This is a genomic window from Paenibacillus sp. TCA20, from assembly GCF_000732325.1.
In the GTDB taxonomy this organism is placed as follows: domain Bacteria; phylum Bacillota; class Bacilli; order Paenibacillales; family Paenibacillaceae; genus Paenibacillus; species Paenibacillus urinalis.
The window spans coordinates 165,821-191,319 of record NZ_BBIW01000011.1 but is presented as its reverse complement, the minus strand read 5'-3'; the positions used below and the strand labels follow the sequence as shown (position 1 = coordinate 191,319).

General features: G+C 45.5%; 23 protein-coding genes, 9 tRNA genes and 1 rRNA gene. 30 read left to right on the top strand and 3 right to left on the bottom strand.

The genetic code is table 11. The features are described 5' to 3' along the window. Positions 1 to 191: 191 nt before the first annotated feature. The 18 genes from rrf to yajC all read left to right on the top strand — a co-directional run bounded on the left by rrf (position 192) and on the right by yajC (position 9,211). Positions 192 to 308: ribosomal RNA gene (gene rrf / locus TCA2_RS19805) — 5S ribosomal RNA — on the top strand. A 23-nt stretch (positions 309 to 331) separates the two neighbouring features. Continuing rightward, a tRNA-Asn gene (locus tag TCA2_RS19800) sits at positions 332 to 407 on the top strand. A 2-nt stretch (positions 408 to 409) separates the two neighbouring features. Continuing rightward, positions 410 to 481, top strand: a tRNA-Glu gene (locus TCA2_RS19795). Positions 482 to 504: 23 nt separating this feature from the next. Beyond that, positions 505 to 577, top strand: a tRNA-Val gene (locus TCA2_RS19790). 10 nt (positions 578 to 587) lie between these two features. Next, positions 588 to 661, top strand: a tRNA-Met gene (locus TCA2_RS19785). Between the two features lie 11 nt (positions 662 to 672). After that, positions 673 to 749, top strand: a tRNA-Asp gene (locus TCA2_RS19780). Between the two features lie 54 nt (positions 750 to 803). Beyond that, positions 804 to 884: transfer RNA gene (locus TCA2_RS19775), tRNA-Leu, on the top strand. A 9-nt stretch (positions 885 to 893) separates the two neighbouring features. Then, positions 894 to 965, top strand: a tRNA-Gly gene (locus tag TCA2_RS19770). A gap of 22 nt (positions 966 to 987) precedes the next feature. Beyond that, positions 988 to 1,067: transfer RNA gene (locus TCA2_RS19765), tRNA-Leu, on the top strand. 8 nt (positions 1,068 to 1,075) lie between these two features. Continuing rightward, positions 1,076 to 1,149: transfer RNA gene (locus TCA2_RS19760), tRNA-Pro, on the top strand. A gap of 98 nt (positions 1,150 to 1,247) precedes the next feature. Then, complete coding sequence (locus TCA2_RS19755; RefSeq protein WP_047913335.1) at positions 1,248 to 1,919, top strand: BofC C-terminal domain-containing protein; 672 nt, start codon at positions 1,248 to 1,250, stop codon at positions 1,917 to 1,919. A 200-nt stretch (positions 1,920 to 2,119) separates the two neighbouring features. Continuing rightward, positions 2,120 to 2,623, top strand: a complete 504-nt coding sequence (ruvC, locus tag TCA2_RS19750) for a crossover junction endodeoxyribonuclease RuvC (protein ID WP_047913334.1) — start codon at positions 2,120 to 2,122, stop codon at positions 2,621 to 2,623. Continuing rightward, on the top strand, positions 2,620 to 3,237 hold the full coding sequence (ruvA, locus tag TCA2_RS19745) for a Holliday junction branch migration protein RuvA (protein WP_047913333.1): 618 nt from the start codon (positions 2,620 to 2,622) through the stop codon (positions 3,235 to 3,237). Before ruvC ends, ruvA begins: the two co-directional genes overlap by 4 nt. A 54-nt stretch (positions 3,238 to 3,291) precedes the next feature. Continuing rightward, a complete protein-coding gene (ruvB, locus tag TCA2_RS19740) occupies positions 3,292 to 4,296 on the top strand; it encodes a Holliday junction branch migration DNA helicase RuvB (protein WP_047913332.1) in 1,005 nt (334 codons plus the stop codon). A 219-nt stretch (positions 4,297 to 4,515) separates the two neighbouring features. Beyond that, positions 4,516 to 6,633, top strand: a complete 2,118-nt coding sequence (locus TCA2_RS19735; protein WP_052512234.1) for a SpoIID/LytB domain-containing protein — start codon at positions 4,516 to 4,518, stop codon at positions 6,631 to 6,633. A 7-nt stretch (positions 6,634 to 6,640) separates the two neighbouring features. Further along, complete coding sequence (gene queA / locus TCA2_RS19730; RefSeq protein WP_047913331.1) at positions 6,641 to 7,669, top strand: tRNA preQ1(34) S-adenosylmethionine ribosyltransferase-isomerase QueA; 1,029 nt, start codon at positions 6,641 to 6,643, stop codon at positions 7,667 to 7,669. 22 nt (positions 7,670 to 7,691) lie between these two features. Further along, positions 7,692 to 8,831 (top strand): tRNA guanosine(34) transglycosylase Tgt, encoded by a 1,140-nt coding sequence (gene tgt / locus TCA2_RS19725; RefSeq protein ID WP_047913330.1) that lies wholly within the window; start codon positions 7,692 to 7,694, stop codon positions 8,829 to 8,831. A 71-nt stretch (positions 8,832 to 8,902) separates the two neighbouring features. Then, complete coding sequence (gene yajC, locus TCA2_RS19720) at positions 8,903 to 9,211, top strand: preprotein translocase subunit YajC (RefSeq protein WP_047913329.1); 309 nt, start codon at positions 8,903 to 8,905, stop codon at positions 9,209 to 9,211. A gap of 107 nt (positions 9,212 to 9,318) precedes the next feature. Here the strand turns inward: yajC and TCA2_RS19715 are convergent, their stop codons facing one another. Next, entirely contained in the window at positions 9,319 to 9,708 is a 390-nt protein-coding gene (locus tag TCA2_RS19715) for a TIGR04086 family membrane protein (protein ID WP_047913328.1), read from the bottom strand. A gap of 166 nt (positions 9,709 to 9,874) precedes the next feature. Here TCA2_RS19715 and TCA2_RS19710 point away from each other — a divergent pair, with 166 nt between their 5' ends. Continuing rightward, a complete protein-coding gene (locus TCA2_RS19710; RefSeq protein WP_047913327.1) occupies positions 9,875 to 10,636 on the top strand; it encodes a DUF421 domain-containing protein in 762 nt (253 codons plus the stop codon). An 18-nt stretch (positions 10,637 to 10,654) separates the two neighbouring features. Here the strand turns inward: TCA2_RS19710 and spoVB are convergent, their stop codons facing one another. Further along, positions 10,655 to 12,238, bottom strand: a complete 1,584-nt coding sequence (gene spoVB / locus TCA2_RS19705) for a stage V sporulation protein B (RefSeq protein ID WP_047913326.1) — start codon at positions 12,236 to 12,238, stop codon at positions 10,655 to 10,657. 222 nt (positions 12,239 to 12,460) lie between these two features. On the opposite strand from spoVB, the gene TCA2_RS19700 reads away from it, so the two are divergent. The 6 genes from TCA2_RS19700 (at position 12,461) to TCA2_RS19680 (ending at position 19,110) form a co-directional block, all read left to right on the top strand. Next, on the top strand, positions 12,461 to 12,721 hold the full coding sequence (locus TCA2_RS19700; protein WP_047913325.1) for a post-transcriptional regulator: 261 nt from the start codon (positions 12,461 to 12,463) through the stop codon (positions 12,719 to 12,721). 131 nt (positions 12,722 to 12,852) lie between these two features. Beyond that, the gene (secD, locus tag TCA2_RS26760; protein ID WP_076313568.1) at positions 12,853 to 14,103 is read left to right on the top strand and encodes a protein translocase subunit SecD; all 1,251 of its coding nucleotides are present in this window, start codon (positions 12,853 to 12,855) and stop codon (positions 14,101 to 14,103) included. Then, entirely contained in the window at positions 14,093 to 15,004 is a 912-nt protein-coding gene (secF, locus tag TCA2_RS26755) for a protein translocase subunit SecF (protein ID WP_076313488.1), read from the top strand. Before secD ends, secF begins: the two co-directional genes overlap by 11 nt. An 85-nt stretch (positions 15,005 to 15,089) precedes the next feature. After that, positions 15,090 to 16,037 carry a cation diffusion facilitator family transporter gene (locus TCA2_RS19690; protein ID WP_047913324.1) on the top strand — a complete coding sequence of 316 codons (948 nt, stop codon included), beginning with the start codon at positions 15,090 to 15,092 and terminating at the stop codon, positions 16,035 to 16,037. A gap of 125 nt (positions 16,038 to 16,162) precedes the next feature. Then, positions 16,163 to 18,568: a single-stranded-DNA-specific exonuclease RecJ gene (gene recJ / locus TCA2_RS19685; RefSeq protein ID WP_047913323.1), complete on the top strand. Its 2,406-nt coding sequence runs from the start codon at positions 16,163 to 16,165 to the stop codon at positions 18,566 to 18,568. A 29-nt stretch (positions 18,569 to 18,597) separates the two neighbouring features. Then, complete coding sequence (locus TCA2_RS19680) at positions 18,598 to 19,110, top strand: adenine phosphoribosyltransferase (RefSeq protein WP_047913322.1); 513 nt, start codon at positions 18,598 to 18,600, stop codon at positions 19,108 to 19,110. A gap of 112 nt (positions 19,111 to 19,222) precedes the next feature. Here the strand turns inward: TCA2_RS19680 and uraA are convergent, their stop codons facing one another. Continuing rightward, positions 19,223 to 20,509 carry a uracil permease gene (gene uraA, locus TCA2_RS19675; RefSeq protein WP_047913321.1) on the bottom strand — a complete coding sequence of 429 codons (1,287 nt, stop codon included), beginning with the start codon at positions 20,507 to 20,509 and terminating at the stop codon, positions 19,223 to 19,225. A gap of 320 nt (positions 20,510 to 20,829) precedes the next feature. On the opposite strand from uraA, the gene TCA2_RS19670 reads away from it, so the two are divergent. The 5 genes from TCA2_RS19670 (at position 20,830) to TCA2_RS19655 (ending at position 24,908) form a co-directional block, all read left to right on the top strand. Further along, a complete protein-coding gene (locus TCA2_RS19670; protein ID WP_047913320.1) occupies positions 20,830 to 23,007 on the top strand; it encodes a bifunctional (p)ppGpp synthetase/guanosine-3',5'-bis(diphosphate) 3'-pyrophosphohydrolase in 2,178 nt (725 codons plus the stop codon). A 15-nt stretch (positions 23,008 to 23,022) separates the two neighbouring features. Then, a complete protein-coding gene (gene dtd / locus TCA2_RS19665; RefSeq protein ID WP_047913319.1) occupies positions 23,023 to 23,466 on the top strand; it encodes a D-aminoacyl-tRNA deacylase in 444 nt (147 codons plus the stop codon). A gap of 92 nt (positions 23,467 to 23,558) precedes the next feature. Further along, on the top strand, positions 23,559 to 23,726 hold the full coding sequence (locus tag TCA2_RS27325) for a hypothetical protein (protein WP_179085549.1): 168 nt from the start codon (positions 23,559 to 23,561) through the stop codon (positions 23,724 to 23,726). A 167-nt stretch (positions 23,727 to 23,893) separates the two neighbouring features. After that, positions 23,894 to 24,400 carry a type 1 glutamine amidotransferase domain-containing protein gene (locus TCA2_RS19660; RefSeq protein WP_047913318.1) on the top strand — a complete coding sequence of 169 codons (507 nt, stop codon included), beginning with the start codon at positions 23,894 to 23,896 and terminating at the stop codon, positions 24,398 to 24,400. A gap of 70 nt (positions 24,401 to 24,470) precedes the next feature. Then, positions 24,471 to 24,908: a hypothetical protein gene (locus tag TCA2_RS19655; RefSeq protein ID WP_047913317.1), complete on the top strand. Its 438-nt coding sequence runs from the start codon at positions 24,471 to 24,473 to the stop codon at positions 24,906 to 24,908. The last annotated feature ends 591 nt before the right edge of the window (positions 24,909 to 25,499 follow it).

Below are 25,499 nucleotides of genomic sequence, written 5' to 3'. Positions count from 1 at the left end.
AGATGAATCCGAATACTTTCTCGGGGCCCGGAACAAAACCGGGTAAACAAAGATTCTAACATCGCACATTGTTTCGTATCTAGTTTTCAGGGAGTAAATTCCTTGTAAAGATTTGAAGCTGCATGTCCTTTTTAAGGATTGATATTTTGCTGGTGATGATTCGCCGAAGATATCACAGCGCAAAAATCATGTTTGGTGGCGATAGCGGAGGGGTTCCACACGTACCCATCCCGAACACGACCGTTAAGCCCTCCAGCGCCGATGGTACTTGGACCGCAGGGTCCTGGGAGAGTAGGACGCCGCCAAGCTGAACTATTATTTTATTACATATTCCCTGATAGCTCAGTTGGTAGAGCACTCGACTGTTAATCGAGTTGTCACAGGTTCGAGTCCTGTTCGGGGAGCCAGCGGCCCGTTGGTCAAGGGGTTAAGACACCTCCCTTTCACGGAGGTAACAGGGGTTCGAATCCCCTACGGGTCACTTTCTTTTAAACTTTACATAATGGAGACTTAGCTCAGCTGGGAGAGCATCTGCCTTACAAGCAGAGGGTCGGGGGTTCGATCCCCTCAGTCTCCATTCTTAATATCGCGGGGTGGAGCAGCTCGGTAGCTCGTCGGGCTCATAACCCGAAGGTCGCAGGTTCAAATCCTGCCCCCGCAATTGATTTACGTGGAACTGTGGTGTAGAGGCCTAACATGCCTGCCTGTCACGCAGGAGATCGCGGGTTCGAATCCCGTCAGTTCCGCCATTTTAAATCTTTGATAAGTAGTTGGTTCGAGTCGATATGACTCTCCATATATATGCGCGTGTGGCGGAATTGGCAGACGCACTAGACTTAGGATCTAGCGTCTTTGACGTGGGGGTTCAAGTCCCTCCACGCGCATCCTATTAAGCGGAAGTGGCTCAGCGGTAGAGCATCGCCTTGCCAAGGCGAGGGTCGCGGGTTCGATTCCCGTCTTCCGCTTTTTCTTTATTTTACAAAATAGGCCGGTGTGGCGGAATTGGCAGACGCGCGCGACTCAAAATCGTGAGGGAAACCGTGGGGGTTCGAGTCCCTTCACCGGCATTATTTATCGGGATGTAGCTCAGCTTGGTAGAGCACCTGGTTTGGGACCAGGGGGTCGCATGTTCAAATCGTGTCATCCCGATTCAGGGAAAGGTTATCGCTAAGGCGGTAACCTTTTTTGTATATATTTATTGAATTCCGGTCACACTTAACAAAAAAGTGTGATAGAAGGGGATTCCATTGATTTTTTTTCGACGAAAAAATAAAGATAAACGATTTAAACGACTTAAACGTACTTTCTGGACGCTTACCCTATGTTTGGTTCTCGCGGCAATGGCTATAGGCGGGCTTCCGTTATCACAAACATTGCAGTCTTTATTGACTATGCCGGACAGTGTGGAGGTCATTGGGAATCATATGGCGTTTATGAAAGAGTCTGACCCCTCACAGGAAGTGCTTATCAACAAGCTTGAAGGTACAGAGCAGGTAAGAGAAGTCGCCTTGGAGAAGAGTTATATTTGTGGCGTGGAGACCATATCTCTGGGGATATTTGATACCGCTGAAATGGTCTCCATGATTAAGCAGCATCCCGATTGGAGCGGTCGCTTGGAACAGGACCGACTTATACTGAATGAACAGATTCATGATCTATCTCCAGAATGCAGAGAAAATGCATTTATGGGAGTAGATCCTAATGGGAATTTGATACTGTACCAAGGTGAACCTGATGAAGAGAAGGTCATTCGTACTTTTTTTCAGCTGGATGTAGGGACGATGGAATCCTCTCTCCCAGAGGGAGTCCTAGAGCAGCTCCACAAAGGAATTCGCATTCAGGATGTTGATGAATACAACAGTGTTTTATCGACTTTTAGCGATTATGCAGTTGCACCCGTCGGGAATATTGTAAGATGAATATATTTCTGAATAATTTAATATGCAGTTAATTGAAAGAAAGGGCAGTGAAAACTGCCTTTTTTGTGTTTGTTATGTTCGAAATTTCACGAAATTGTAGGAGTTTTCGTCGAAGTGCAAACTTTTTCGTTCTATGCCTTGAACATTTGATATAATGATTAAACGATACATATGTTCGCAGATGTTAAGGAGAGATGGTTTTGCGCTTTTTAGGAATTGACCCTGGGATAGCTATTGTAGGGTTTGGCTTCGTGGATAAAACAGGGAACAAATTAACACCTGTACAATACGGATCGATACAGACAGAGGCACACACGCCTGATGAGGAACGACTACTACATGTATATGAAGCAATGTGCCAATTGATAGATAAATATAAGCCGGATGCAGTTGCACTGGAGAAATTGTTTTTTAATCGAAATGTAACTACAGCGATGTCAGTAAGTCAGGCGAGGGGAGTGCTGGTGCTTGCGGCTACGCAGAGGGGACTGCCTATAGCTGAGTACACACCGATGCAGGTTAAGCAGGCTATCGTTGGCTACGGTAAGGCAGAGAAGAAGCAGGTTCAGGAGATGGTTCGAATGTATCTCAAGCTGCAGACCGTCCCTAAACCAGACGACGTTGCAGATGCCTTGGCTGTGGCTATATGTCATGCCCATTCCTATACACTAAATTCGAAGTTAAATGAGGTTACGAGAAAATGATAGATTATATTAAAGGGCCTGTTGTCATGATTGAAAATGATTATGTGGTCATCGATGTTCAAGGAATCGGCTATCAGATTTTTTGCCCGAACCCTTTTGTTTTTGCTAAGCAGGAAGGAACTGCTGTAACGGTGTATACTCATCATCATGTGAGAGAGGACGCAATGCTGTTATACGGTTTTTCTACGCGTGAGGAGCAGCAGCTTTTTCGTAAATTAATTGAAGTCTCCGGGATTGGTCCGCGGGTAGCACTGGGCATCCTAACTGGAGGTACACCAGATCAGCTGATCGCGGCCATTCATCAGGAGAATATTACGTTTCTTACGAAGCTGCCGGGTATCGGTAAAAAGACGGCTCAGCGGATGATACTTGACCTGAAGGACAAGCTTGACGGATTTGGAGGTGCCATGTATGCTACCGGTCTATTCGCACCGAATGTGGCGGAAGAAGGCGATGGCTCCTACTGGTCAGAGGCACGTGAAGGCTTGAAGGCACTTGGATATACAGACAGCGAGCTGGATAAGGTATGGCTCAAGATGAAGAATGAGACAACTGCTGAGGATACAGCAGATCTTTTGATGAAAAAGGCACTCAAAATGTTGTTTACTGGATAAAAAAAGCGGGATATCTCCGCTTGTTAATGCTTGAAGCAGAATAGAGGGATAAATATGGATGAACGGATTATATCCGCCAATCTGATGATGGAAGATCACGCGGTGGAGCTAAGTCTGCGTCCCCGCTATTTAAATGAGTATATAGGGCAAGATCAGGTCAAAGAGAACCTGAAGGTATACATTGAAGCTGCCAAGATGCGTAACGAGGCGCTGGATCATGTGCTATTGTACGGACCTCCGGGTCTTGGCAAAACGACATTATCCAACATTATCGCGAATGAGCTGGGTGTTAACCTTCGGACAACCTCAGGACCTGCCATTGAACGGCCGGGTGATCTGGCTGCGCTCTTAACCAATCTGCAGGAAGGGGACGTTCTCTTTATCGATGAAATTCACCGATTGCATCGTTCCGTAGAAGAAGTGCTGTATCCGGCTATGGAGGATTTTGCTCTTGATATTATGATCGGAAAAGGACCGAGTGCGCGTTCTGTGCGACTGGATCTTCCTCCGTTTACATTGGTAGGTGCTACTACACGAGCAGGACTGCTATCAGCACCGTTACGAGATCGTTTCGGAGTAATCAGTCGTCTTGAGTTCTATACCGTGGACGAGCTGACTTACATTGTATCTCGTACAGCGGATTTGCTCGGTATTGAGATTGTTGGCGATGCTGCCGAAGAGATTGCACTTCGTTCAAGAGGAACGCCTCGAATTGCGAACAGATTGCTGAAGCGTGTGCGTGATTTTGCTATGGTGCGGGGAGATGGAATCATTACTTCTGCTTTGGCAGAGGAAGCTTTAAAAAGATTGCAAATTGATCCGCGTGGACTTGACGATATAGATTATAAGATGCTGAAGTCGATGGTTGTGAGCTTCCGGGGCGGGCCTGTCGGACTGGATACGATTGCAGCAACAATAGGTGAAGAAAGTCAGACCATTGAAGATGTCTACGAGCCTTATCTGCTTCAGATTGGATTTCTTCAAAGGACACCTAGAGGCAGAGTGGTAACACCTGCGGCATACGAACATCTTGGTATTCCCATGCCAACAGATAAGTAAGAGTTTGACCTAGAGTAAGACATGTTCATAGGCAATAATGCCCCGCTGCTGGAGAACTGGCCATGTATTTCTGCTGCATATCTTATATCAAATGATGCTCAAAGTGTTGGATAAGTAGAACAAATCTACAGGTATAATTGTACAGCCAGAGAAACGATATGAACATTATGCAATGGAGAGGGAGTCTTTTGCACCAACATGGGGGAGGAGAATAACTAAATGTACCGAAGAACAAAGTCGAGCGAGCGTCGTCTGCATTGGTTACAGGGGGCGAAGCTCGCTGTAGCAGCGGCAGTGGTAGCAGGAAGTCTTTACATGCCGTCATATGCTGATGCATCGGAAGTTGATACGATTCGTGTTGCCATGTTTGCTGATCTAGGCAGCACGTATAAGTCAACCACGCCGGCAGTTACCATGCAAACAGCAGGTAATGGGTCTGCTGGAATAATAGGCAGTAACGGATATGAAGCATGGATCACACTTTCAAATGCTGACGAGGTTCGATTCAGCGTTGACGGATATCGTGTGAAAGTATTCGAAACCAATGAGTTTGCCAAAGCGGCAGCGATCACTAAGGCTCTGCAGAGCACAGCTGACAAACCGATAATGTATTCTGCTTCTAAGAGCGGTAAGACCGTGTATCAGGTATATGCAGGAAATTATAATACGCTGAGTCTGGCTGAAGCGGCTTCTTCACGTATAGCCCAGAATAACAGCACTCTGTTAAATGGACAAAAGCCTGCGGTGAAGGGAAGTAAACATAGCTCTGTCGGTGTCTATGCTTCCAAGGCGGCAGCTGACAAGGTACGCAGCACAATTACGGCTGAAGGATTGGATGCGTATACTGTGCTGCAAGCTACGGGTACAGGAGCTCCTGAATATGCAGTTTGGATCGGTGAAGAGACGACAGATGCACTGCTCACTTCAGTGGAAAAAGCAGTAAAACAGCAGCTGCCCCAGCTTACCGTGACTCCGGTCTCTCCAAATACCAAGGCAATTATAATTCGTGAGGATACTACGCTGAACCTTGCTTCACCAGCGGCGCGGGATCATTATATCGTCAGTGGAAATGATGCTAAGCTCGTGCTGGACGGAGGAGATGCAGGTATTCGCGTTACGGAACGATCAGCGAGAACCTATCGTGGTGATTTTGAGATTAGCACTTATAACGGTCAATTGGCATTGGTTAATGAGCTGCCGCTTGAGCAATATCTCTACTCTGTCGTGGGAACAGAGGTGTATACCTCCTGGCCGGAAGAGACATTGAAAGCCCAGGCTGTTGCTGCACGGAGCTATGCTCTATATCAGGGCAATCGATTTACAATAGCCAATGTTGTAGATACGACACTTAGTCAGGCCTATAACGGGATCGGAGCAGAGCATGAGCGTGTTACACAGGCCGTTAATGCGACAGCAGGTGAAGTCCTGAAGAGCGGCGGCAAGATTATTGAAGCCATCTTCTCCTCTAATGCAGGCGGAACAACGGCTGATCCTTCGGAGGTATGGAACGGCGGCGGCAACCTATTCGCTAGTGTGGCAAGTCCTGGAGACCAAGCAGCACAGCAAGGTACATACGAGTGGTATCATGTGCTGCTTACGGATGGCAAGACAGGCTACGTAAGGGAAGACAATACCAAATTGCTGGAAGGCACGACGGCAGCAGGGCTTCCAAAGCTGACAGTAACGGCTCAGAATACGAATGTGCGAAAAATTCCATTAATTCAATCGACTGTCAACCCAATAGCTCAATTGAATCCGGGAACCGAAGTCGTCGTTCTGGGTAAGGTTAATGAATCGGGAAGCTTCAGCTGGATGAGAGGTCCTTTCACTTCCGCAGAGGTCGTTGCGATGCTGCAAGGGAAGGTGAACACAGCTGTACCGTCTTCTATCACGAGCCTTGAAGTTACGGAACGAGGGCCATCAGGCCGGGCTTTAGAAGTACAGGCGAACGGTCAGGTGCTTGGTGTGAAATATGGTGATGCTTATCGGTCTGCATTTGGCAGCTTGCCAAGCACATTGTTTGATATTACGGATACCGGAAGTTATACTGTACTAGGTGCAAATGGACAAACCGCGGAGAAAAAAGGTTCCGGCGGTGCTCATGTCATTTCGGCTTCAGGAACCTCATCCTACTCAGGCAATTCAATGGTCGTTATGAATGGCGAGGGAGATGCGCGAGCTGTAAGCAAGACTCAATCCTTCCTATTTAACGGGCAGGGCTACGGTCATGGATTGGGCTTGTCTCAATGGGGTGCCAAGGGAATGGCAGATGAAGGGTATGATTACCAGTCTATTTTGAAACACTATTATCAGAATGTAACTATTGTTAAGGAATGACGAACTTATGAATGTAGATATGTATGATTTTGAACTACCCGAGTCTCTGATTGCTCAAACGCCGCTTAAAGAGCGCAGTGCATCACGGCTGCTTACGCTCAATAAAGAGACGGGTGAGATGGAGCACCACACTTTTACGGATATCATAGATTTTCTTAACCCAGGCGATACCTTAATACTTAATGATACGAGGGTTATACCCGCCAGATTGTTTGGTATTAAAGAAGACACGGGTGCCAAGGCAGAGGTTCTCCTGCTGCATAATCTTGGGGAAGATCGCTGGGAAACGCTCGTTAAGCCGGGGAAAAAGCTGAAGAAGGGAGCCGTCATCCGTTTTGGTGAAGAGTTGTCCGCTACCATTGAGGAAGAGAGTGATATGGGTGGACGAGTTATTCGCTTTAGCTATGATGGTATTTTCCAGGAAATACTGGATCGCTTAGGGCAGATGCCACTTCCTCCGTATATTAAGGAGAAGCTGGAGGATAAAGAGCGCTACCAGACGGTATATGCTAAGCATGAAGGCTCTGCAGCGGCTCCTACAGCAGGACTTCACTTTACTAAAGAGCTTCTTGCAAGAATTCAAGACAAAGGGATCTCCATTGGATTTATTACCCTTCATGTAGGGCTTGGAACGTTTCGTCCCATGTCGGTCGATGTCGTAGAGGAGCATGTCATGCATGCGGAATATTACTCCTTGAATCAAGAAACAGCAGATCTGATCAATGAGACGAAAAAACGTGGGGGACGCGTTATCGCGGTGGGAACAACAAGCTGCCGGACTCTCGAAACCGTTGGAACTCAGCTTGAAGGTAAAGAGCTCACAGCCAGCAGTGGCTGGACAGATATATTTATGTACCCTGGGTATGAATTCAAGGTTGTAGATGCTTTAATTACGAACTTCCACCTTCCTAAGTCAACACTTGTCATGCTGGTGAGTGCTCTTGCTGGTCTTGAGAACATCATGACTGCCTACAAAGAGGCAGTAAATCAAGAATATCGTTTCTTCAGCTTCGGAGATTCAATGTTCATTTACTAAGATAGAGGATGAGAATAATAAAATGTCAGCAGCAATTACTTATGAACATATAAAAACTTGTAAACAATCAGGCGCACGTCTGGGACGAGTTCATACTCCGCATGGTGTGATTGAGACTCCTATTTTTATGCCGGTAGGAACCCAAGCCACAGTTAAGACAATGAGCCCAGAAGAGCTCAAAGAGATGGAGGCTCAGATTATACTGAGCAATACCTATCATCTATTCCTGCGTCCAGGGCACGATATCGTGCGCGAAGCAGGGGGCCTGCATAAATTTATGAACTGGGATCGTCCTATCCTAACGGACAGCGGTGGGTTTCAAGTGTTTTCCTTGAGTGAAATGCGTAAAATCACCGAGGAAGGTGTACACTTCCGTTCGCATCTAAATGGAGATAAGAAATTCCTCTCTCCTGAGGTTGCGATGGAAATTCAGAATTCTCTAGGCTCGGATATTATGATGGCTTTTGATGAATGTCCTCCTTATCCTGCAGACTATGAATATGTCAAGAGATCACTCGAAAGAACGAGCCGCTGGGCGGAGCGCTGTCTTGAGAGTCATGCAAGACCTCATGACCAAGGATTATTCGCGATTATACAGGGTGGAATGCACGAAGATTTGCGTAAACTAAGCGCTCAGGATTTGACTTCCATGGATTTCCCGGGGTATGCTATTGGTGGACTCAGTGTGGGCGAGCCCAAACATTTGATGTACCAAGTTTTGGATTATACAGTCCCATTGCTTCCGGCAGACAAGCCGCGTTATTTGATGGGGGTAGGTTCTCCGGATGCATTGATTGAGGGAGCCATCCGAGGCGTGGATATGTTTGATTGTGTACTTCCTACTCGTATTGCACGTAATGGAACAACAATGACCAGTCAAGGCAGACTAGTGGTTCGTAATGCGAAGTATGCCCGTGATTTCAGTCCGCTTGATCCTGAATGCGATTGCTATACATGCCGGAATTACTCCAGAGCATATCTACGACACTTAATTAAGGCAGACGAAACGTTTGGCTTGCGTCTTACAACGTATCATAACCTGCATTTCTTATTGAATTTAATGAAGAAAGTGCGTCAGGCGATCATGGATGACCGTCTGCTAGATTTCCGTGATGAGTTCTTTGAGCAATATGGACTTCATGATAATGACAAAGGGTTTTAAATCAGGGGAATGTAGCTTATAAGCGGTACTTGATGATAAGGTATGTGAATTTGTGAAAGGGGGGAAAACAGATGATAAATGCTCCATTACAAGCAGCAGGCGGTGGCGGTCTTCAGCTCATCATTATGATGGTACTTATGTTTGCGGTGTTCTATTTTCTTCTGATCAGACCGCAGCAAAAAAGACAAAAAGAACATAGAAATTTGCTGAACTCCTTGAAAAAAGGAGATAAGGTCGTAACCATCGGCGGACTTCACGGTGTAATTACAGAAGTAACGGACGATACGATCGTATTGCGTGTAAACGATGTCACTAAATTGACATTTAACCGCAGCAGCATCAGCTCCGTCGTTCCTAGAGAAAGCGAAGAAACAGCATAAGCTTCTGCCTTAGAAAAGAGTGATATGATGTCCTTAACAGGACTGAGCATTGCCTCTAAAGCTAAAGAAGTGAGAAAGGACTCCATTCAGGAGTCCTTTTTTTGAGATCATCTTTTTACATTGACACCGAATATGCCGCCCAAGGCAGAGACGATAAATGCAATTGCCCATTGCAGCAAATCATATAGTTGAATCGAAGAATTAAGTGCGAGAAATCCGATAACAAAGACGAGAAGACCGTAGACAGCTCCTGTAATACCACCATGATACCATCCGCGTTCTCCAGATTTTTTTCCTGCAGCAAACCCTCCAAACAAAAGGGCAATGGAATGAACTAAATAGGTATAGAAGGATAAGTCTTGCTCTCGCATACCCGTCAGCCACAGAAAGAGAGACAATACCAGGGCACCAACAAACATCCAGATAAAAGCAGTAATCAATCCTGAGAGCAGCGGGCTGTGAATGCGAATGGAAAATACGCGGCGTACGAAATCCATACAGGAAACCTCCTTGATCGGCTGTAATTAATACATTCTATGGCCAAGCTATACGGCTTAAGAACTCATTTTCCATTAATTAAATGGAATGGCACTCATGAACTTCGGTCAACCTATCCATTACCAATGTCCACATTTGACCCAAAGCTACAGGGAGGCCTGGATCATGATCGATCATGTCGTGCTACATATACTGCGTACTGTGCTCATGTACTGTATTGCTGCTTTTGCAATTCGTTTGATGGGCAAGAGAGAGATAGGAAAGCTGTCTGTTTTTGATTTGGTCATATCCATCATGCTTGCAGAGATTGCCGTCTTCGCGATAGAGGATGTGGAAAGACCTCTATATGAAGGCATCGTGCCGATAATAACCCTCATTATTTTGCAGGTTAGTCTCGCGCTCCTCGGGCTCAAGAGCAGATGGTTTCGTCTTGCTGTCGATGGTAAACCGGTCATTCTCGTGTCAAATGGGAAACTGCAGCGTGATGAGATGAAGAGACAGCGTTATAATCTCGATGATCTCATGCTGCAATTGCGTGAGCAGAATGTTGATAATATCGATGAATTACAGTTTGCCATTCTAGAGACAACAGGTAAGCTGTCCGTCATTCCAAAAGAGAAGAAGCCGGATGAGCGACACAAGCAGTCGCAGAAAAGCCTGTTTTCGCATATGAGCGAAGCTGCTGAAGAGTTGGATCAGAACAGTATTAATCTGACGAATATCCGATACGAGGCACTGCCGCTTCCACTTATTATGGATGGGAAGGTGCAGGATGCGAATCTGGATATGATTCAGAAAAACCGCTTCTGGCTGAAGAATCAAATCCAAGAGCACGGTATAAAAGATTTCAAAGATGTTTTTCTATGCTCGATTGATCATAAGGGCGAGATTTACGTGAATGCTAAAAAAGACAGCTCTAAAAAATAATTGAAAATTTGCAGCAAACTATTTACGTGGTGATATCCATGAGCCGATAAAAGGAACACGGGATAAATCGTGCAGATCAATTAATCGGCAGGCTGCCATCACTGCTAAATAAACGATAAGACCCATGAAGCTGGAAACTATAAATTGTAAGAAGGATAAATGGGTCCAGGGCAGATGAAGGAATAAATACTGTGTTAGCCCGGCCATAATTACCATACCTGCGGCCACTTTAATAAGATCAAGCCAGCGAAAACGAAAACCAAGCAGCTGTCTCAAACTTTGGCCGTGCAGCAGAGTGACGATGAGAGAGTTAACACAAATAGCGATGACGGCTCCGTATATGCCATATTCAGGTCTTGAAGCCAGCGTAAGGATAAGGGTGATCTTGATAACAGCACCGATTGTGGTGTTAATGAGTGCTCTTCCTGGCCGATCTAAAGCTTGTAATGCTGCCTGAAGTGGTGCCTGTACATAGATGAACAGAGCAAAAGGAGTCATGGTCTTGAGCATGTTGGCAATGGAGCCATCGTCGTATAGCAGCCGGCATAGAGGTTCTGCGAGCACAAACATCACGACGGCAAAGGGTCCCCCGGTAACGAGCGCAAGTCTGAGAGATTGATGTAGTCTCTTATGAATGGTTTTATAATCTTTTCTTGCGGCTGCCTCGGATAAGGAAGGCACGAGGGATGTCGCCAGTGATGATGTGAGCGCACCTGGCAGCAGCAGCAGAGGGATGACCATTCCTTGAAGTGCTCCATATTGTGCTGTAGCCAATGCCTTGGTCAGCCCTGCAAGAGCGAGACTTTGAGCCGTAACGATGGTCTCCATTAAGTAAGACAATGAACCTACTAGGCGCCCGGCTGTAACGGGAATGGAGATGGCCATCAGTTTTTTGAAGATTGATTTTTGTTGCCCCTGACTCTGTTTAGTTGGTGCCGAAGAAGGGAGAGAGGGTAAGGATTTCCCTGTTTTCCTGTGCTTCTCATGCTGCCAGAGGAGCACAATCATACCGATCAGTTCACCTGCGACCGCGCCCAGCATGGCTCCTGCTGCCGCATATTCGATACCCCGAGGGAGCAGAAGATAGGAGAACCACAGCACACATAATATTCTCATGAGCGTCTCGGCAATGGATGAAGCAGCAGAGGGAATCATGTTCTGCTTACCTTGGAAATATCCTCTGTACACGGACGAAACTGCGATGATGAGAATCATGGGGGTCATGCTCACAAAGGTATGATATACTCGCTCATCCGTTAGAATGGTGCTCGTTACCCATGGTGCAAAGATAATACATAAGGTAGTGAATAATACGCCCAGCGACAATGTGAACAAAAGACTGACTCGAAGAATTTTTTCGGATGTGCCGTTATTGCCTAACGATTCCGCTTCAGCAACTAGCTTGGCAATCGCTAAGGGAAGGCCCCCAGTAATCAAAGTTACAATGACGATAAAGAATGGATAGCCTTGCTGGTATAGACCAACCCCCTCAGCTCCAATGACTCTGGGCAGTACGATACGGGGAATAAATCCAAGGATACGATTGATAATGCCGGCTGCAAGTAGAATCATGGTTCCTTGGATGAATGTTTGTTTTTTCATAAATGGATTTCCCTCTTCCCCTGGGTTAATACGTATTTCCTGTGTCTGATGGACTGGCTCTTAATAATGGATATGCCAAACCTGTCCCATCTCATGACTAGGAAGTTTGCCAATTATGATATTTCCTGAATATAACAGCCTTCTAATCCTGAATCAGGCAGGAGTATAGCGGGTATAAGACGAATAAAGGATTATGGAAGGTCTAAAGGAGGACTGAAGCAGATGGATTCCACAATTGAAGAAATGGATGGACAGGAGCTTGAAGAAGCCATCGAGCTGTTATGCTGCAGTAAGGCTGAGGAACTTCGGTTGGTAGGATATGAGCATGTAACCAGTAAGGATGTGTGGAATTGTATTAGTCATAAATATGAGAAACACGGCGTTCCGCAGCTGCATCAGCTGGTTAACGATATTTTATCGCTGAAGGCAACCAGCTTTATGAATTACATGACGCTGTCCGCTTATCGAGGTTCCTCTTTCTAATGGAAAGAGGGATTTTTTTGTTTCTGAAATAACGGTTCGCCCGATGCCTTTTTCATATAGGAAAATTGACTGAGATTTCCTGCATAGCTATAATAGGAATATTGAGAATGAAGGGGGATAAAAGTGACGGCATGAAGAGAGCTATCAGTTTCATTCTGGTCGTGCTAGTGACCGCCGGCGTTATGGCTTTTACAAGCCCAGGTCTGCTTAACAATATACGCCTCGGCCTCGATTTAAAGGGAGGCTTCGAGATTTTATATGAAGCTGAGCCGCTGGAAGCAGGACAAGAAGTCACCAGAGAATCACTTACTCAGACGGCGAAGAGTCTCGAGCAACGTGCAAATGCGTTAGGAACAAGTGAGCCTGAAGTAACAACAGAGGGTTCGAACCGGATTCGCTTGAAGCTTGCTGGGGTTACGGATGAGACCGAGGTACGCAGCAAGATGAAGGAGCCGGCTGTTCTGACGTTCCGCAGTGCGCAGGATGGGGACGAGCCCGGCGAGTACAGCAAAATTGAACTCAGAGGTAATGAGTTTGTCGAGAACGGCGCCTCTGTTGTATTTGGCAGCCTAAATGAGCCTATGGTGGACATTCAGGTGAAGGATAAGGAGAAATTCGCAGAAATTACGGAGCGTCTGCAAGGTCAAGAGCTTGCCATTTATCTGGATGATGAACTGTTATCTGCACCCATTGTTCAGCAAGTATTGACCGATGGCAAGGCACAGATCACAGGCAGCTACACACGGGAAGAAGCGAACCAGCTTCGAGACACCATCAATCTTGGAGCGCTCCCACTGAAGCTGACAGAGAAATACTCTCAAAGCGTAGGTGCTTCACTTGGACAGCTGTCCCTGGAACAGACAATTAAAGCCGGGATTGTTGCATCCGTCTTTATTTTAATATTTATGATCGCTTTATATCGTATACCTGGGATTGTAGCAAGCTTTTGTCTCATCGTGCATACATGGCTTGTTCTGCTTATTTTTTATTGGGGAGATTTCGTTCTCACCTTGCCAGGGATTGCGGCCTTCATTCTGGGGATCGGGATGGCGGTTGACGCCAATATTATTACTTATGAACGGATTAAAGAAGAGCTTCGCAGCGGAAAGAGCGTCATGTCTGCTGTTAAGTCCGGTGAACGGATCTCATTCCGTACGGTAATGGATTCGAATGTGACCACGATTATTGCAGCTGGTGTTATGTTCTGGCTTGGTACCGGAGCAGTCAGAGGCTTCGCAATCGTTCTGATCATAGATATTGTAACGAGTATTCTTACGAATATCTTCTTCTCCCGCTTCTTGCTGAACTTGCTTGTCAAAGCAAAACTGATTAAGAAGCCTTCTTACTTCGGCGTGAAGGAGAGTGAAATTCGTGCGCTTTAATTGGGAATTTGATTACATCAAAATAAGTAAATATTTTTATACGTTTTCCATCGTCATTACTTTGCTTGGGATATTAAGCCTTGCTGTCTTCGGACTTAATTATGGCGTAGATTTCCGATCTGGCTCGAATGTGGACGTGACTGCGTCCAAAACGATTACAACGGAAGAAATTGAACCTGTCCTTGAAGAGCTGGGGCTTGCAGATGACGAGCCTGCCATTTCTGCAGGTACAAGCCAAGTGAATATTCGTTTTTCTTCGGTGCTCAATGAAGAACAGGAAGCTAATTTGAAGTCCGCTTTTAATGAACAAATTGACCCGGAAGCGTCCTTTGAAGTCAACACCGTTGATCCGGAAATGGCCAAAGAGCTGGGACGCAATGCAATTTATGCCGTACTGATTGCAAGCTTAGGGATTTTGATCTATGTTACCATTCGGTTTGAGTGGAGATTTGCTGTAGCTGCAATCGTCGCACTGCTGCATGATGCATTTGTCGTTATCAGTATTTTCTCTTTATTCAGATGGGAAGTAGATCTGACCTTTATTACGGCAGTATTAACCATTGTCGGTTTCTCCATTAATGATACGATCGTTGTGTTTGACCGGATTCGAGAGAATTTGAGATTTGCTAAGACCAAGACAAGTAAAGATGTGAATGAGGTTGTAAACCGAAGCATTGCACAGACAATGACTCGTTCATTGAATACGACAATTACCGTATTTATTGCATCACTGTTCCTATTCCTGCTTGGCGGCGAATCGATTCGCATGTTCTCACTGGCTATGGTGATTGGTCTTGTCTTCGGTGCCTACTCGTCTATATTTATTGCAAGCCCACTCTGGGCCATTCTTAAAAATAAACAAAAGCCAAAAACAAACAATCCTGCGAAGTCAGCTAACTGACTTCAATGGTAAAACAATGAAAGCCGCGTCTGAGTAAGGCGCGGCTTTCGAATCTAACCGTCTAACGTGTAGAGGGGGAACACGGATGACCACTGATTATATGGAAAAAATGAACAGGTCTCGTTTCTGGACTAGTATGCTCGGAAATATGGGACTTACGATATTAAAAGGCAGTGTAGGTTATATTTCGGGAAACAAGGCACTTTTGAGCGACGCGATGTACTCCGCAGGAGAGGTCTCTACACTTATTACACATCGGTTCGGTAACGCTGACAAGGAACCTATCATAGAATCCTCTACAAGCCGCACGGTTCGATTCGGGGAATTTCTCGCATTGATCATTCCTTTGCTCGTTATATTAGGTGCAATGCAAATTGCTTTCTCTTCGATCTATGTTATGGTGGCAGGAGATCTTGAACCGCCGCAGCTGATGGTCTTAATCATCGCGTTTGTTGCTTTTGTTGCTAGAGAGATATGGTTTCAATATGAATGGAGACGCAGCTACAAGGATAAAAGAGCCATACATATCATGGGCCGTCATCACCGTTTAGCTCTATATAGCTCTATAATCGTCCTTACAGGCATCACGCTTGCTATGATCGGTAAAGAAATGGATTACTCTTTGCTTCTATACAGTGAACCTGTTGCTGCGCTTATAACATCCGGAATCGTAATCTGGAAGGGATATGAGCTGCTCGCAAGCTATTTCTTGGGCCACAAAGATAAGGAAGTTCGACAAGATACCTATGATTACATGGAGACAGTTCAGCGTGTACATGGTATTGTAACGGTTGAACAGATTAACGCCTATGAGCGGACGAGTGGTATCTATGTAGATGTGAGAGTGACCGTAAATCCAAGAATGAGCGTTGCTGAGGCACAGGAAACGTCAGAGCGTGTCAAGGTTCTGCTTACAGGAAGATTTGAACAGGTTACAGAGGTCAGCATAGAAGTTCTGCCGTATCTATCAGAGTATCCATATAAGAGTAATTATGAGCTGGCTGAACGCGAGTCTACTACTTTGCTTCAGTAAACAAACGGCCATTGTATATAAGCAGCTGTTACTTTGGATACAAAAGGTTTGTGGCGTGCTGGATAGATTGAACTATGGATTAATGATGCCAAGTTCATTCTGTATAGAAAGAAAGGTGATTTACAGTGCTTTATTCGAAATATCAATGGAATATGCCGAAGCATGATGAGGAAGAAGTACAGAAATTAGCTGATGATCTAAACATATCTCCCCTGATGGCTAGACTGCTTGCTAATCGAGGCTTAGGTAAGATAGAGGATGCTTCACACTTTTTAAATGCTGGTGCGGGGTCCATGCATGATCCCTATCTGTTAAAAGGAATGAAGGAAGCAATACCTCGCATTAAGGATGCGCTGGATCAGCGTGAACATATTTTAATATATGGCGACTATGACGCCGATGGAGTCTCTAGTACCTCGCTGATGATTCATTTAATGCGCAGACTCTCTGCCTCTTACGATATATATATTCCCCATCGTGCTAATGAAGGCTATGGCCTTCATAATCATGCGCTGGACTGGGCTCATCAACAGGGAGTTACATTAATCATCACGGTAGATACAGGGATAAGTGCGGTAGAACAAATTGCTTATGCAAAAGAGCTCGGTATCGATGTCATTGTCACTGACCATCACGAGCCTCCTGATGTATTACCGGAAGCCTACACATTGATTAACCCCAAGCAAAAAGATTGTCCCTATCCTTTCAAAGGCTTAGCTGGTGTAGGGGTTGCTCTTAAGCTTGCTCAAGCGATTCTGGGAGATGTACCCAAAGAATGGATGGAAATTGCAAGCATCGGCACGATAGCGGATCTAATGCCGCTTACAGATGAGAATCGAATCATTGTGAAACAAGGACTTGAATCGATGAAAAATTCGGCGTATCTTGGAATTCGCGCTCTCCTTGAGATCAGCGGAGTTGAACCTGCAACCGTCAATTCGGTTCATATCGGTTTTTCAGTAGGTCCCCGCATTAACGCTAGCGGCAGGCTTGATCATGCAGGCAGGGCTGTTGCGCTCTTAACGACGGAGGATCAGGATGAAGCTGTAAGGCTTGCAGAGGAGCTGGATTTGCTGAATCGGGAGCGCCAGCAGGTGGTGCAGCAAATGACCCAGCAGGCTGTTGAGATGCTGGAGCAGAAAAAAGCCTCTAAAGGTCACCTTCCGCATGTCATCGTTATTGCAGGAGAGGGCTGGAATCCAGGTGTTGTCGGGATTGTGGCCTCAAAAGTGCTGGAACGTTATTATCGTCCCACACTAATCCTGGGCATCGATTCAGAGACCGGCAAATGTAAAGGCTCTGCCCGGTCGGTTCCTGGGCTCGACATCTATGAGGCACTAACTGCTTGCAAGGATGTCATGGATCATTATGGAGGTCATCCTGCGGCTGCAGGTATGACGCTGCATCGTGATCAACTGACACTTTTTGAGGAGCAGCTGAATGAGTACGCAGAGAGAACGATGCAGCCTGAGCATTTTATCCCGGTGAAGGATACAGATGGAGAGTGCAGCCTAGGCGAGGTACCTCTGTCTGTCATTGAGGAGCTGGAGCTGCTTCAGCCATTTGGCATGGATAATCCTACGCCTAAATTCGTGATTCGAAATGTGAATCTGGTCGGCATCCGCAAGATGGGGAAAGATCAGTCTCATTTAAAGCTTACGCTAGAACAAGATGGTCAGCTTATTGATGCTGTTTCATTTGGGAACGGCATATATGCAGACTATCTTCCAGAGGGCTCTGCACTTGAAGTGATGGGCGAGCTGCAAATCAATGAATGGAATGGCTCCAGGAAGCTGCAGCTGATGCTGGACGATTTCAGATTTCCTGAGCACCAGGTGTTTGATTATCGGGGAAGCAGGGACCCAGGACGCGAAATCGAGCGATTCATACAGCAGCTGGGCAGCCGGGCTCAATCACCGTCAAGCATCAGCGGAGTGCTTGTTCATGAAAAAAATATATTTGGTCTAGAAAACCAATTGAATGAAAAGGCTATTTGGGTATATGATAGGAAGGTTGGAGTCGTTCCGAAGAACGACTTAGCGTTAGAATTTGAGGGGGAGCAGCTGGATAATCTGTTTGTTCTGGATACCCCCGAAACTGCCGAGCAATTAACAGCGATGCAAAGCTTGATCAAGAGAACGGGTAATGTTATTCTTCTTCACGCCCATGTACATCGAAGCGAGAGATTGCAGCGATTTACGCGTGATGATTTTAAACGTATATATGTCCTTATATCCAAATGGGGACAAGAAGCTGTACCGGAAAAAGGAATGATGGAGGCACTCAGTCGTCAGTGCGGATATTCTGTAAGGATGATCTCCAAAGTGATGGATGTGTTTGAGGAGCTGTCATTCATTGAACGAAATTCTGGTACAATAACATTCGTGAGGAATCCTTCCAAGCAAAATTTGATGGATTCCCGAAACTACCAGGCTATTGAACAGCTCGTTGATATGGAACATGCGATGTTCGATTTGGCAGCGCCCCAACTGATGCAATGGATGATGACTCACATGAAAGGTGCATCCTAAGCATTCATTTATTTTAGGAGGAGATTATTTTGGATTTTAAAGATTACATTCGGGTTATTCCTGATTTTCCGCAGCCCGGAATCAGCTTCAAGGACATTACAACACTGCTGAAGGACGGCGAAGTGTACCGCAAAGCGGTAGATGAAATCAAGCAGCTTGTATCTGATTTGAAAATTGACGTGATTGCGGGCCCTGAAGCACGCGGCTTTGTGGTTGGAGCGCCGCTTGCTTATGCGCTGGGTGTTGGTTTTGCACCTATTCGCAAGAGCGGTAAACTACCAGGGGAAACGATTGAAATCGGATATGATCTCGAATACGGTAAGGATCAATTAGCAATGCATACAGACGCCATTGAAAAAGGTCAAAATGTGCTGATTGCTGATGATTTGCTCGCAACAGGCGGTACCATTGCGACTTCCGTAAATCTAGTTCGTCAGTTGGGTGGAAACGTAGTTGGCGCTGCATTCCTGATCGAGCTTGAAGAACTCAAGGGTAGAGATAAACTTACAGATGTAAATGTGTATTCACTTATGAAATACTAATCTCCCGTTTCCCGGGAAATATTTTGACGAATAAACGTCAGATGATTGAAAAAAAGGTGATCAGCTATAGCTGATCACCTTTTTTCGTTCGTATGTGTGTGTTGTGTATATCTTAGTGAGCGGACTCATCCTCACGTTCATTCATCCAGCCCAGTTTTTCGAAGAGATAAAACAGCAGCGCAGCAATCATACCAACAATCGTGGCAAGTGCCATACCTTTTAACTGTACGGTTCCGATCTCAAGGGTAGCTCCGCTGAGCCCTGTAACGAATACAAGTGTAGTCAGCAGCATGTTTTTGGTTTTGGAGAAATTAACTTTTTGCTCGACAAAGATTCGGAAGCCGGATGCGGCAATGATCCCAAACAAGAGAAGGGATACGCCTCCCATTACAGCGGTCGGAATGTTGGCGACAATAGCGGTAAACGTTCCTGAGAACGAAAGTATAATGGCGATAATCGCAGCCCCTCCGATAACGAATATCGAGTAAACGCGAGTTAAAGCCATGACACCGATATTTTCCCCATAAGTTGTGTTGGGTGTAGAGCCAACGAATCCAGATATCACTGTTGAGATGCCGTTACCCAGCAGGGAACGATGAAGCCCAGGATCTTTGGACAGATCCTTGCCTACGATGCTGCCTGTAACGAGCAGGTGACCGATATGCTCAACGATAACGACCAAGGCTACCGGTACAATCGTAAAGATTACCCCCATATCCCAAGTAGGAGTCGTTATTTCTGGCGTTTTAAACAGGCTTGCACTTGAGAAGCTGGCTGTATCGACTACTCCCATAAAGAACGCAAGCAGATAACCTGCCACAATACCGATCAGAATATGAATGATCTTCGCAAATCCACGAAATAGAATGGAGCCCAGCACGGTTACACCAAGAGTGACCATGGATAGTGTGATTGTGGTTGCATCCGGCGACCAACCCTCTTCCGTGCCAACAAGTCCTGCCATTCCTGCTGCGACTGGAACGAGTTCCAGTCCGATTAGAGCCACAACAGCCCCCATCACTGCCGGGGGAAAGAGCACGTCCAGCCATTTTGTGCCGGTATATTTAATAATCAAAGCAACAAGACAGAAGATAATACCCGTGACAATAAACGCGCTGAGGGCCATGGAATATCCGCTATCTCCTTGTTTTTCCAATACCATAGTAACAGGTGCAAGAAAAGCAAAGCTGGAGCCAAGGTAGGCCGGTATTTTTCCTTTACATATAAAGATGTAGAGAAGGGTCCCTATACCATTCATTAATAGGATCATCCCAGGGTCGACACCAAAGATGTTAGGTACCAGTACAGTGCTGCCGAACATGGCAAACAAATGCTGAATACTTAATAGTAGACCTGGTCCTACAGGGAGCTTCTCATTAACTCCGATTTCACGCTGCAAAATTGTTCACTCCTCAAAATAAAATCGTGCATGATCGTTAGATGTAGCCTTCTGCAATCCTTAATAGATTATACAGTTTTCCGACATTTTTCAATGAATTTCTTTTCATTTCAGTTCTGCGATTTGACACGCTTTCATAGGGGAACTAGATGCCTATATATTATAGTTGGTGAAAAAGCATAACTTGTCATCTCATGACGACGGTTGACGTAGAAGCAGGTAAGCGTCATAATATTATAAAATCACTTTTTCGGGGAACCTGTGTAGATGTAAGATCGGCGGGTTCCATTTTATTATAGAAAGGAATCGGACAAGATTAGATGGGCATAGAGCAATTACTGGAAAAGGCTGGAGCCTATATCAAAGAACCCGAATTAACCCGGATCCGTGAAGCCTATGACTTTGCTGGGAAAGCTCATCACGGACAGACGCGCAAATCGGGCGAACCGTATATATTGCACCCGCTGGCTGTTGCAGATATCGTGGTGAACATGCAGATGGACAGCATATCAATTATTGCTGCCCTGCTTCATGATGTCGTTGAGGACACTACGGTATCACTGGACGAGATCAAAGAGAAGTTCGGAGATACATGCGCCATGCTGGTGGATGGTCTGACGAAGCTGGAGCGTATTAAATTCCGTTCAAAAGAGGAGCAGCAGAACGAGAACTACCGAAAGATGTTTATTGCGATGGCTCAGGATATCAGGGTCATTGTCATTAAACTGGCGGACCGTCTCCACAATATGCGTACGTTGAAATTTCAGTCCGAAGAAAGTCAACGCCGTATTTCGTATGAAACCTTGGAGATCTTCTGTCCGATTGCCAACCGGCTCGGGATCTCGGCGATTAAGTGGGAGATGGAGGATATTGCACTCCGTTATTTGAACCCGCAGCAGTACTATCGTATTGCTAACCTGATGCACAAGAAGCGTGCAGAACGCGAGCAATATATTGATAATGTCATTGATCGGATATCCGACAAGCTGGGTGAGATGGGAATTCAGGCCGATCTGTCCGGACGCCCTAAACATATATACAGTGTGTATAAGAAGATGACGAGCAAGAATAAGCAGTTTAACGAAATTTACGATCTGCTCGCTATTCGAATTATTGTTGATAATATTAAAGATTGCTATGCTACCCTCGGAATTATCCATACCTTATGGAAGCCGATGCCTGGAAGATTCAAAGATTATATTGCGATGCCCAAAGCCAATATGTATCAGTCTCTGCATACGACCGTAGTAGGTCCAAAGGGAGAGCCGACCGAGGTTCAGATTCGTACTTGGGATATGCACCGCACAGCAGAGTTCGGTATTGCTGCCCACTGGGCATATAAGGAAGGCGGAGGCAATAATTTAGAGGACAGCATTACGTTCTTCAGAGAGATTCTTGAGCTGCAAAATGAAGCGAAGGATGCTTCAGAGTTTGTAGAATCCTTGAAGATGGACTTTTTCTCGGATCTTGTATTTGTGTTTACTCCAAAAGGTGAAGTCATTGAGCTTCCTGCAGGCTCAGTGCCTCTTGATTTTGCTTACCGGATTCATACAGAAGTAGGTAACCGTACGATTGGAGCTAAAGTTAATGGACGAATTGTACCACTGGACTATCAGCTCAAGACCGGCGATATAGTTGAAATTTTGACTTCCAAGCATTCGTATGGTCCTAGCCGTGATTGGCTGAAGATTGCGCAATCTTCTCATGCACGCAGTAAGATTAAACAGTGGTATAAGAAAGAAAAACGCGAAGAAAATGTCGAAAAAGGTCGAGATAGCCTTGAACGTGAGCTGAAACGGATTGGCCTCGAGCCTTCTCAATGGCTTACGGATGACAAATTGCAGGAGGTCTGCAAACGTTTCGCGTTTAACGATATTGACGATATGCTGTCTGCGATTGGCTTCAGCGGTATTACTGCATCCCAAATCGTGACACGTCTGACAGAGAAGCTCCGGAAAGAGCAGGAGGAAGCAAGCCTGCTTGAGCTTACGACAGAACGCAAGGAAATCAAGGCCGCTCCTGAGCGAAAAGCTCAGCATACCAACGGAGTTAAAGTCAAGGGCATTGATAATCTGCTTGTGCGATTTGCACGCTGCTGCAATCCGGTGCCAGGTGACGAAATTGTAGGGTATGTTACGCGCGGGCGCGGGGTTTCTGTCCATCGTACCGATTGCCCGAATCTTCCGTCATTAGACCTCGAAGGGGAAGAAGCGGCACGTGTGATCGAAGTAGAGTGGGAGAACGAGAATGAAACGGCGAGCTACAGCGTCGATATTGAGATTACTGGACATGATCGGAATGGGCTACTTAATGAAGTACTTCAGGCCGTGTCCGAAAGTAAGACGAATATATCTGCTGTTACGGGGCGCACAGATAAGAATAAGCTTGCTCAGGTTCATATGACCATTCTGATTCGGAATACGGATCATCTGCAATCGGTTGTAGAGCGAATTAAGCGAGTTAAAGATGTATATTCTGTACATCGGATTATGCAATAAGGAGTACAGATCAACATGAGAGTGGTATTGCAGCGCGTAAGCGAAGCGAAAGTAACTGTAGATCAAGAGGTTGTCGGTCAGATAAATAGAGGATTTATGCTGCTTGTTGGTATAACGCATGAGGATACACTGAAGGATGCTGACTATTTGGCCGAAAAGATCGCCGGTTTGCGTGTGTTTGAGGACGAAGCCGGAAAAATGAACAATAGCATTATGGATGTCGGCGGTGCCATCCTATCCGTGTCGCAATTTACGCTGTATGGAGATACACGTAAAGGAAAAAGACCGAACTTCATGGCTGCGGCAAGGCCTGATGTGGCAGAGCCGCTGTATGCGTATTTTAATGAGCAGCTTAGAAGTAAGGGGCTTATCGTTGAGACAGGGAAATTTGGAGCGATGATGGATGTTGCGCTGAATAATGACGGCCCTGTGACGCTGATCTTGGAGAGCAAGGTCTAACTCGACTTCGTAGGTTTACATCAGATTAATTCCATAGACACCGGGACATACTAGGTAATGAATAAGCCTAGTGAGGACGGTGTCTTTTTGGTATGCGACAATCTCTAAAGCAAATGAACATGAATGTGTCTATGCTGCTTCTGCCGGGAAGTGTACCCGAAGCCATGCATTTGGCCAATGTAGCAGCAACCAAAACAATCTCGTTGTATGAAACAACATCAACAGATAAGCCGGTCAGAATCCGGTTGCCGCGATCTTAGAGCTATTTTCTTGGAGAACTTCTCTCAAGGAGATAGTTTTTTTCATTTGATGACTTATAAATTGAATTTTTATGGATATAGAGATTTTTGCGGTGGATGTTATAAAACAGGTCATTCAGGGTAATGAATACTCGAGGCGCTATTGCCTTGAAAGGAGACGATAATCAATGAGTAAAGTAGCATTTTTGTTAGCAGACCAATTCGAAGACTCGGAAATGAAAGTTCCCTACGATGAGGTAAAAAAAGCAGGACATGAAGCCGTGATTATCGGCCTTGAAGCAGGAGCTACCGTGAAAGGGAAACAAGGAAAAGAAGAGTACACAATTGAAAAAGCCATTACGGAGGTCAGTGCAGCTGATTATGACGCCGTCGTCATTCCGGGTGGATCTTCACCAGAAAATCTTCGTTTGAATGATCAAATTCTGACCTTCGTTACCGAAGTCAATCAGGCGAAGAAGCCAATCGCAGCGATATGCCATGGCCCGCAAATATTGGCAAGCGCGGATCTGTTGAAGGGACGTACCGTTACTTCTTATCCACCGCTCAAAGACGATATGATTAATGCGGGTGCTGAATTCCGCGATGAGGAAGCCGTTGTAGATGGTAATTTCATTACATCCCGTACACCTGAGGATGAACCAGCATTTGTTCGAGAAATACTAAAAGCGATATAAAATGGAGCCGACTTTCAATGTCGTGCTTCAGAACACAATGAACTAACTATTTTAATAAGGAGGGTTTGTCATGTCGAAGAGAATACAAGCGTATTTCAGAACTGAGGATGATGCAGAAGGTGCCAGAATCTCCCTACATGCGTTTGCTACAGAGCAATTGGAGGTAGGTGAACTGGATTCTTCCATAGGGAGATCAAATCGAATTCTCGTTCCTCTTGTTCCCTATAACAACGTAGGGGGGGTTAATACAACCGGTGCTGTAGGCACAGCAGCTGGAACACAAACGGAGGGTATAGTTCCCGTTGTGTCAGATCGTAATCCGGATGAACCAACAGCGGCAGATCGCAATGGAAATCGGGAAGGCGGGCTGCTGAATGCGGAGGATGTATTTACTGACGACTATGACAACCTCCATTATGTATTATCTGTGAAGGTAAAGGATGAAGAATACGAGGAAGTCGTAAACAAAATTCGCTCTAAAGGCGGATATGTGGAAATAGATGAGTAATCTTTAATGATATATGCAAGAGCAAGCTTTTACAGAAGGATTGATGCGGAATCCGCAGGATCGTTGTGTAACGGTTTATGGAATGAGACATTTTAGACCAAGCGAGTTAAAGCGCTTTCAAAATTGTAATACACTCGTAATATTAACAACATCAATTATTAATATATGCTGTTTATAATAACAGCATGACCCCCTTTTTTAATATATACTTTGAACCTACAAACCGTTTTTGTAGGTTTTTTTTCTGTCTATTTTCTGGAATTAGTTTACCTCGCATGTTAATTTCTTTTAGAAAATGCTTGACTTTAACGTATGGGTTCATTACAATCGAACAATAATATAAGGATATATAAGTTGATTTGATGACAGGACCAAGTACTCCGTGCCCCACATGCTTAGAGATGAATCCCTTAGGCTGGAAGGATTCTCATGATGACCGGACGAATGACTTCCTCGAGAACGGACGGCGAAAGCAATCTGGTGATTAGCCGTATCGCGCTGGCGAGCGTTACACGCCTTAAGCGAACGAAGAATGAGCTGTAATCTTTGTTCGGAATGTGGGTGGTACCACGGTAGATGTGCTTATCGCAA

What these genes read in the sequence shown, in the direction of transcription:
- ruvA (WP_047913333.1), top strand. Translation starts at nt 2,620, where the DNA reads ATGATAGATTATATTAAAGGGCCTGTTGTCATGATTGAAAATGATTAT.
- ruvB (WP_047913332.1), top strand. Translation starts at nt 3,292, where the DNA reads ATGGATGAACGGATTATATCCGCCAATCTGATGATGGAAGATCACGCG.
- TCA2_RS19735 (WP_052512234.1), top strand. Translation starts at nt 4,516, where the DNA reads ATGTACCGAAGAACAAAGTCGAGCGAGCGTCGTCTGCATTGGTTACAG.
- queA (WP_047913331.1), top strand. Translation starts at nt 6,641, where the DNA reads ATGAATGTAGATATGTATGATTTTGAACTACCCGAGTCTCTGATTGCT.
- tgt (WP_047913330.1), top strand. Translation starts at nt 7,692, where the DNA reads ATGTCAGCAGCAATTACTTATGAACATATAAAAACTTGTAAACAATCA.
- yajC (WP_047913329.1), top strand. Translation starts at nt 8,903, where the DNA reads ATGATAAATGCTCCATTACAAGCAGCAGGCGGTGGCGGTCTTCAGCTC.
- TCA2_RS19715 (WP_047913328.1), bottom strand. Translation starts at nt 9,708, where the DNA reads ATGGATTTCGTACGCCGCGTATTTTCCATTCGCATTCACAGCCCGCTG.
- TCA2_RS19710 (WP_047913327.1), top strand. Translation starts at nt 9,875, where the DNA reads ATGATCGATCATGTCGTGCTACATATACTGCGTACTGTGCTCATGTAC.
- spoVB (WP_047913326.1), bottom strand. Translation starts at nt 12,238, where the DNA reads ATGAAAAAACAAACATTCATCCAAGGAACCATGATTCTACTTGCAGCC.
- TCA2_RS19700 (WP_047913325.1), top strand. Translation starts at nt 12,461, where the DNA reads ATGGATTCCACAATTGAAGAAATGGATGGACAGGAGCTTGAAGAAGCC.
- secD (WP_076313568.1), top strand. Translation starts at nt 12,853, where the DNA reads ATGAAGAGAGCTATCAGTTTCATTCTGGTCGTGCTAGTGACCGCCGGC.
- TCA2_RS19690 (WP_047913324.1), top strand. Translation starts at nt 15,090, where the DNA reads ATGACCACTGATTATATGGAAAAAATGAACAGGTCTCGTTTCTGGACT.
- TCA2_RS19670 (WP_047913320.1), top strand. Translation starts at nt 20,830, where the DNA reads ATGGGCATAGAGCAATTACTGGAAAAGGCTGGAGCCTATATCAAAGAA.
- dtd (WP_047913319.1), top strand. Translation starts at nt 23,023, where the DNA reads ATGAGAGTGGTATTGCAGCGCGTAAGCGAAGCGAAAGTAACTGTAGAT.
- TCA2_RS27325 (WP_179085549.1), top strand. Translation starts at nt 23,559, where the DNA reads ATGCGACAATCTCTAAAGCAAATGAACATGAATGTGTCTATGCTGCTT.
- TCA2_RS19660 (WP_047913318.1), top strand. Translation starts at nt 23,894, where the DNA reads ATGAGTAAAGTAGCATTTTTGTTAGCAGACCAATTCGAAGACTCGGAA.
- TCA2_RS19655 (WP_047913317.1), top strand. Translation starts at nt 24,471, where the DNA reads ATGTCGAAGAGAATACAAGCGTATTTCAGAACTGAGGATGATGCAGAA.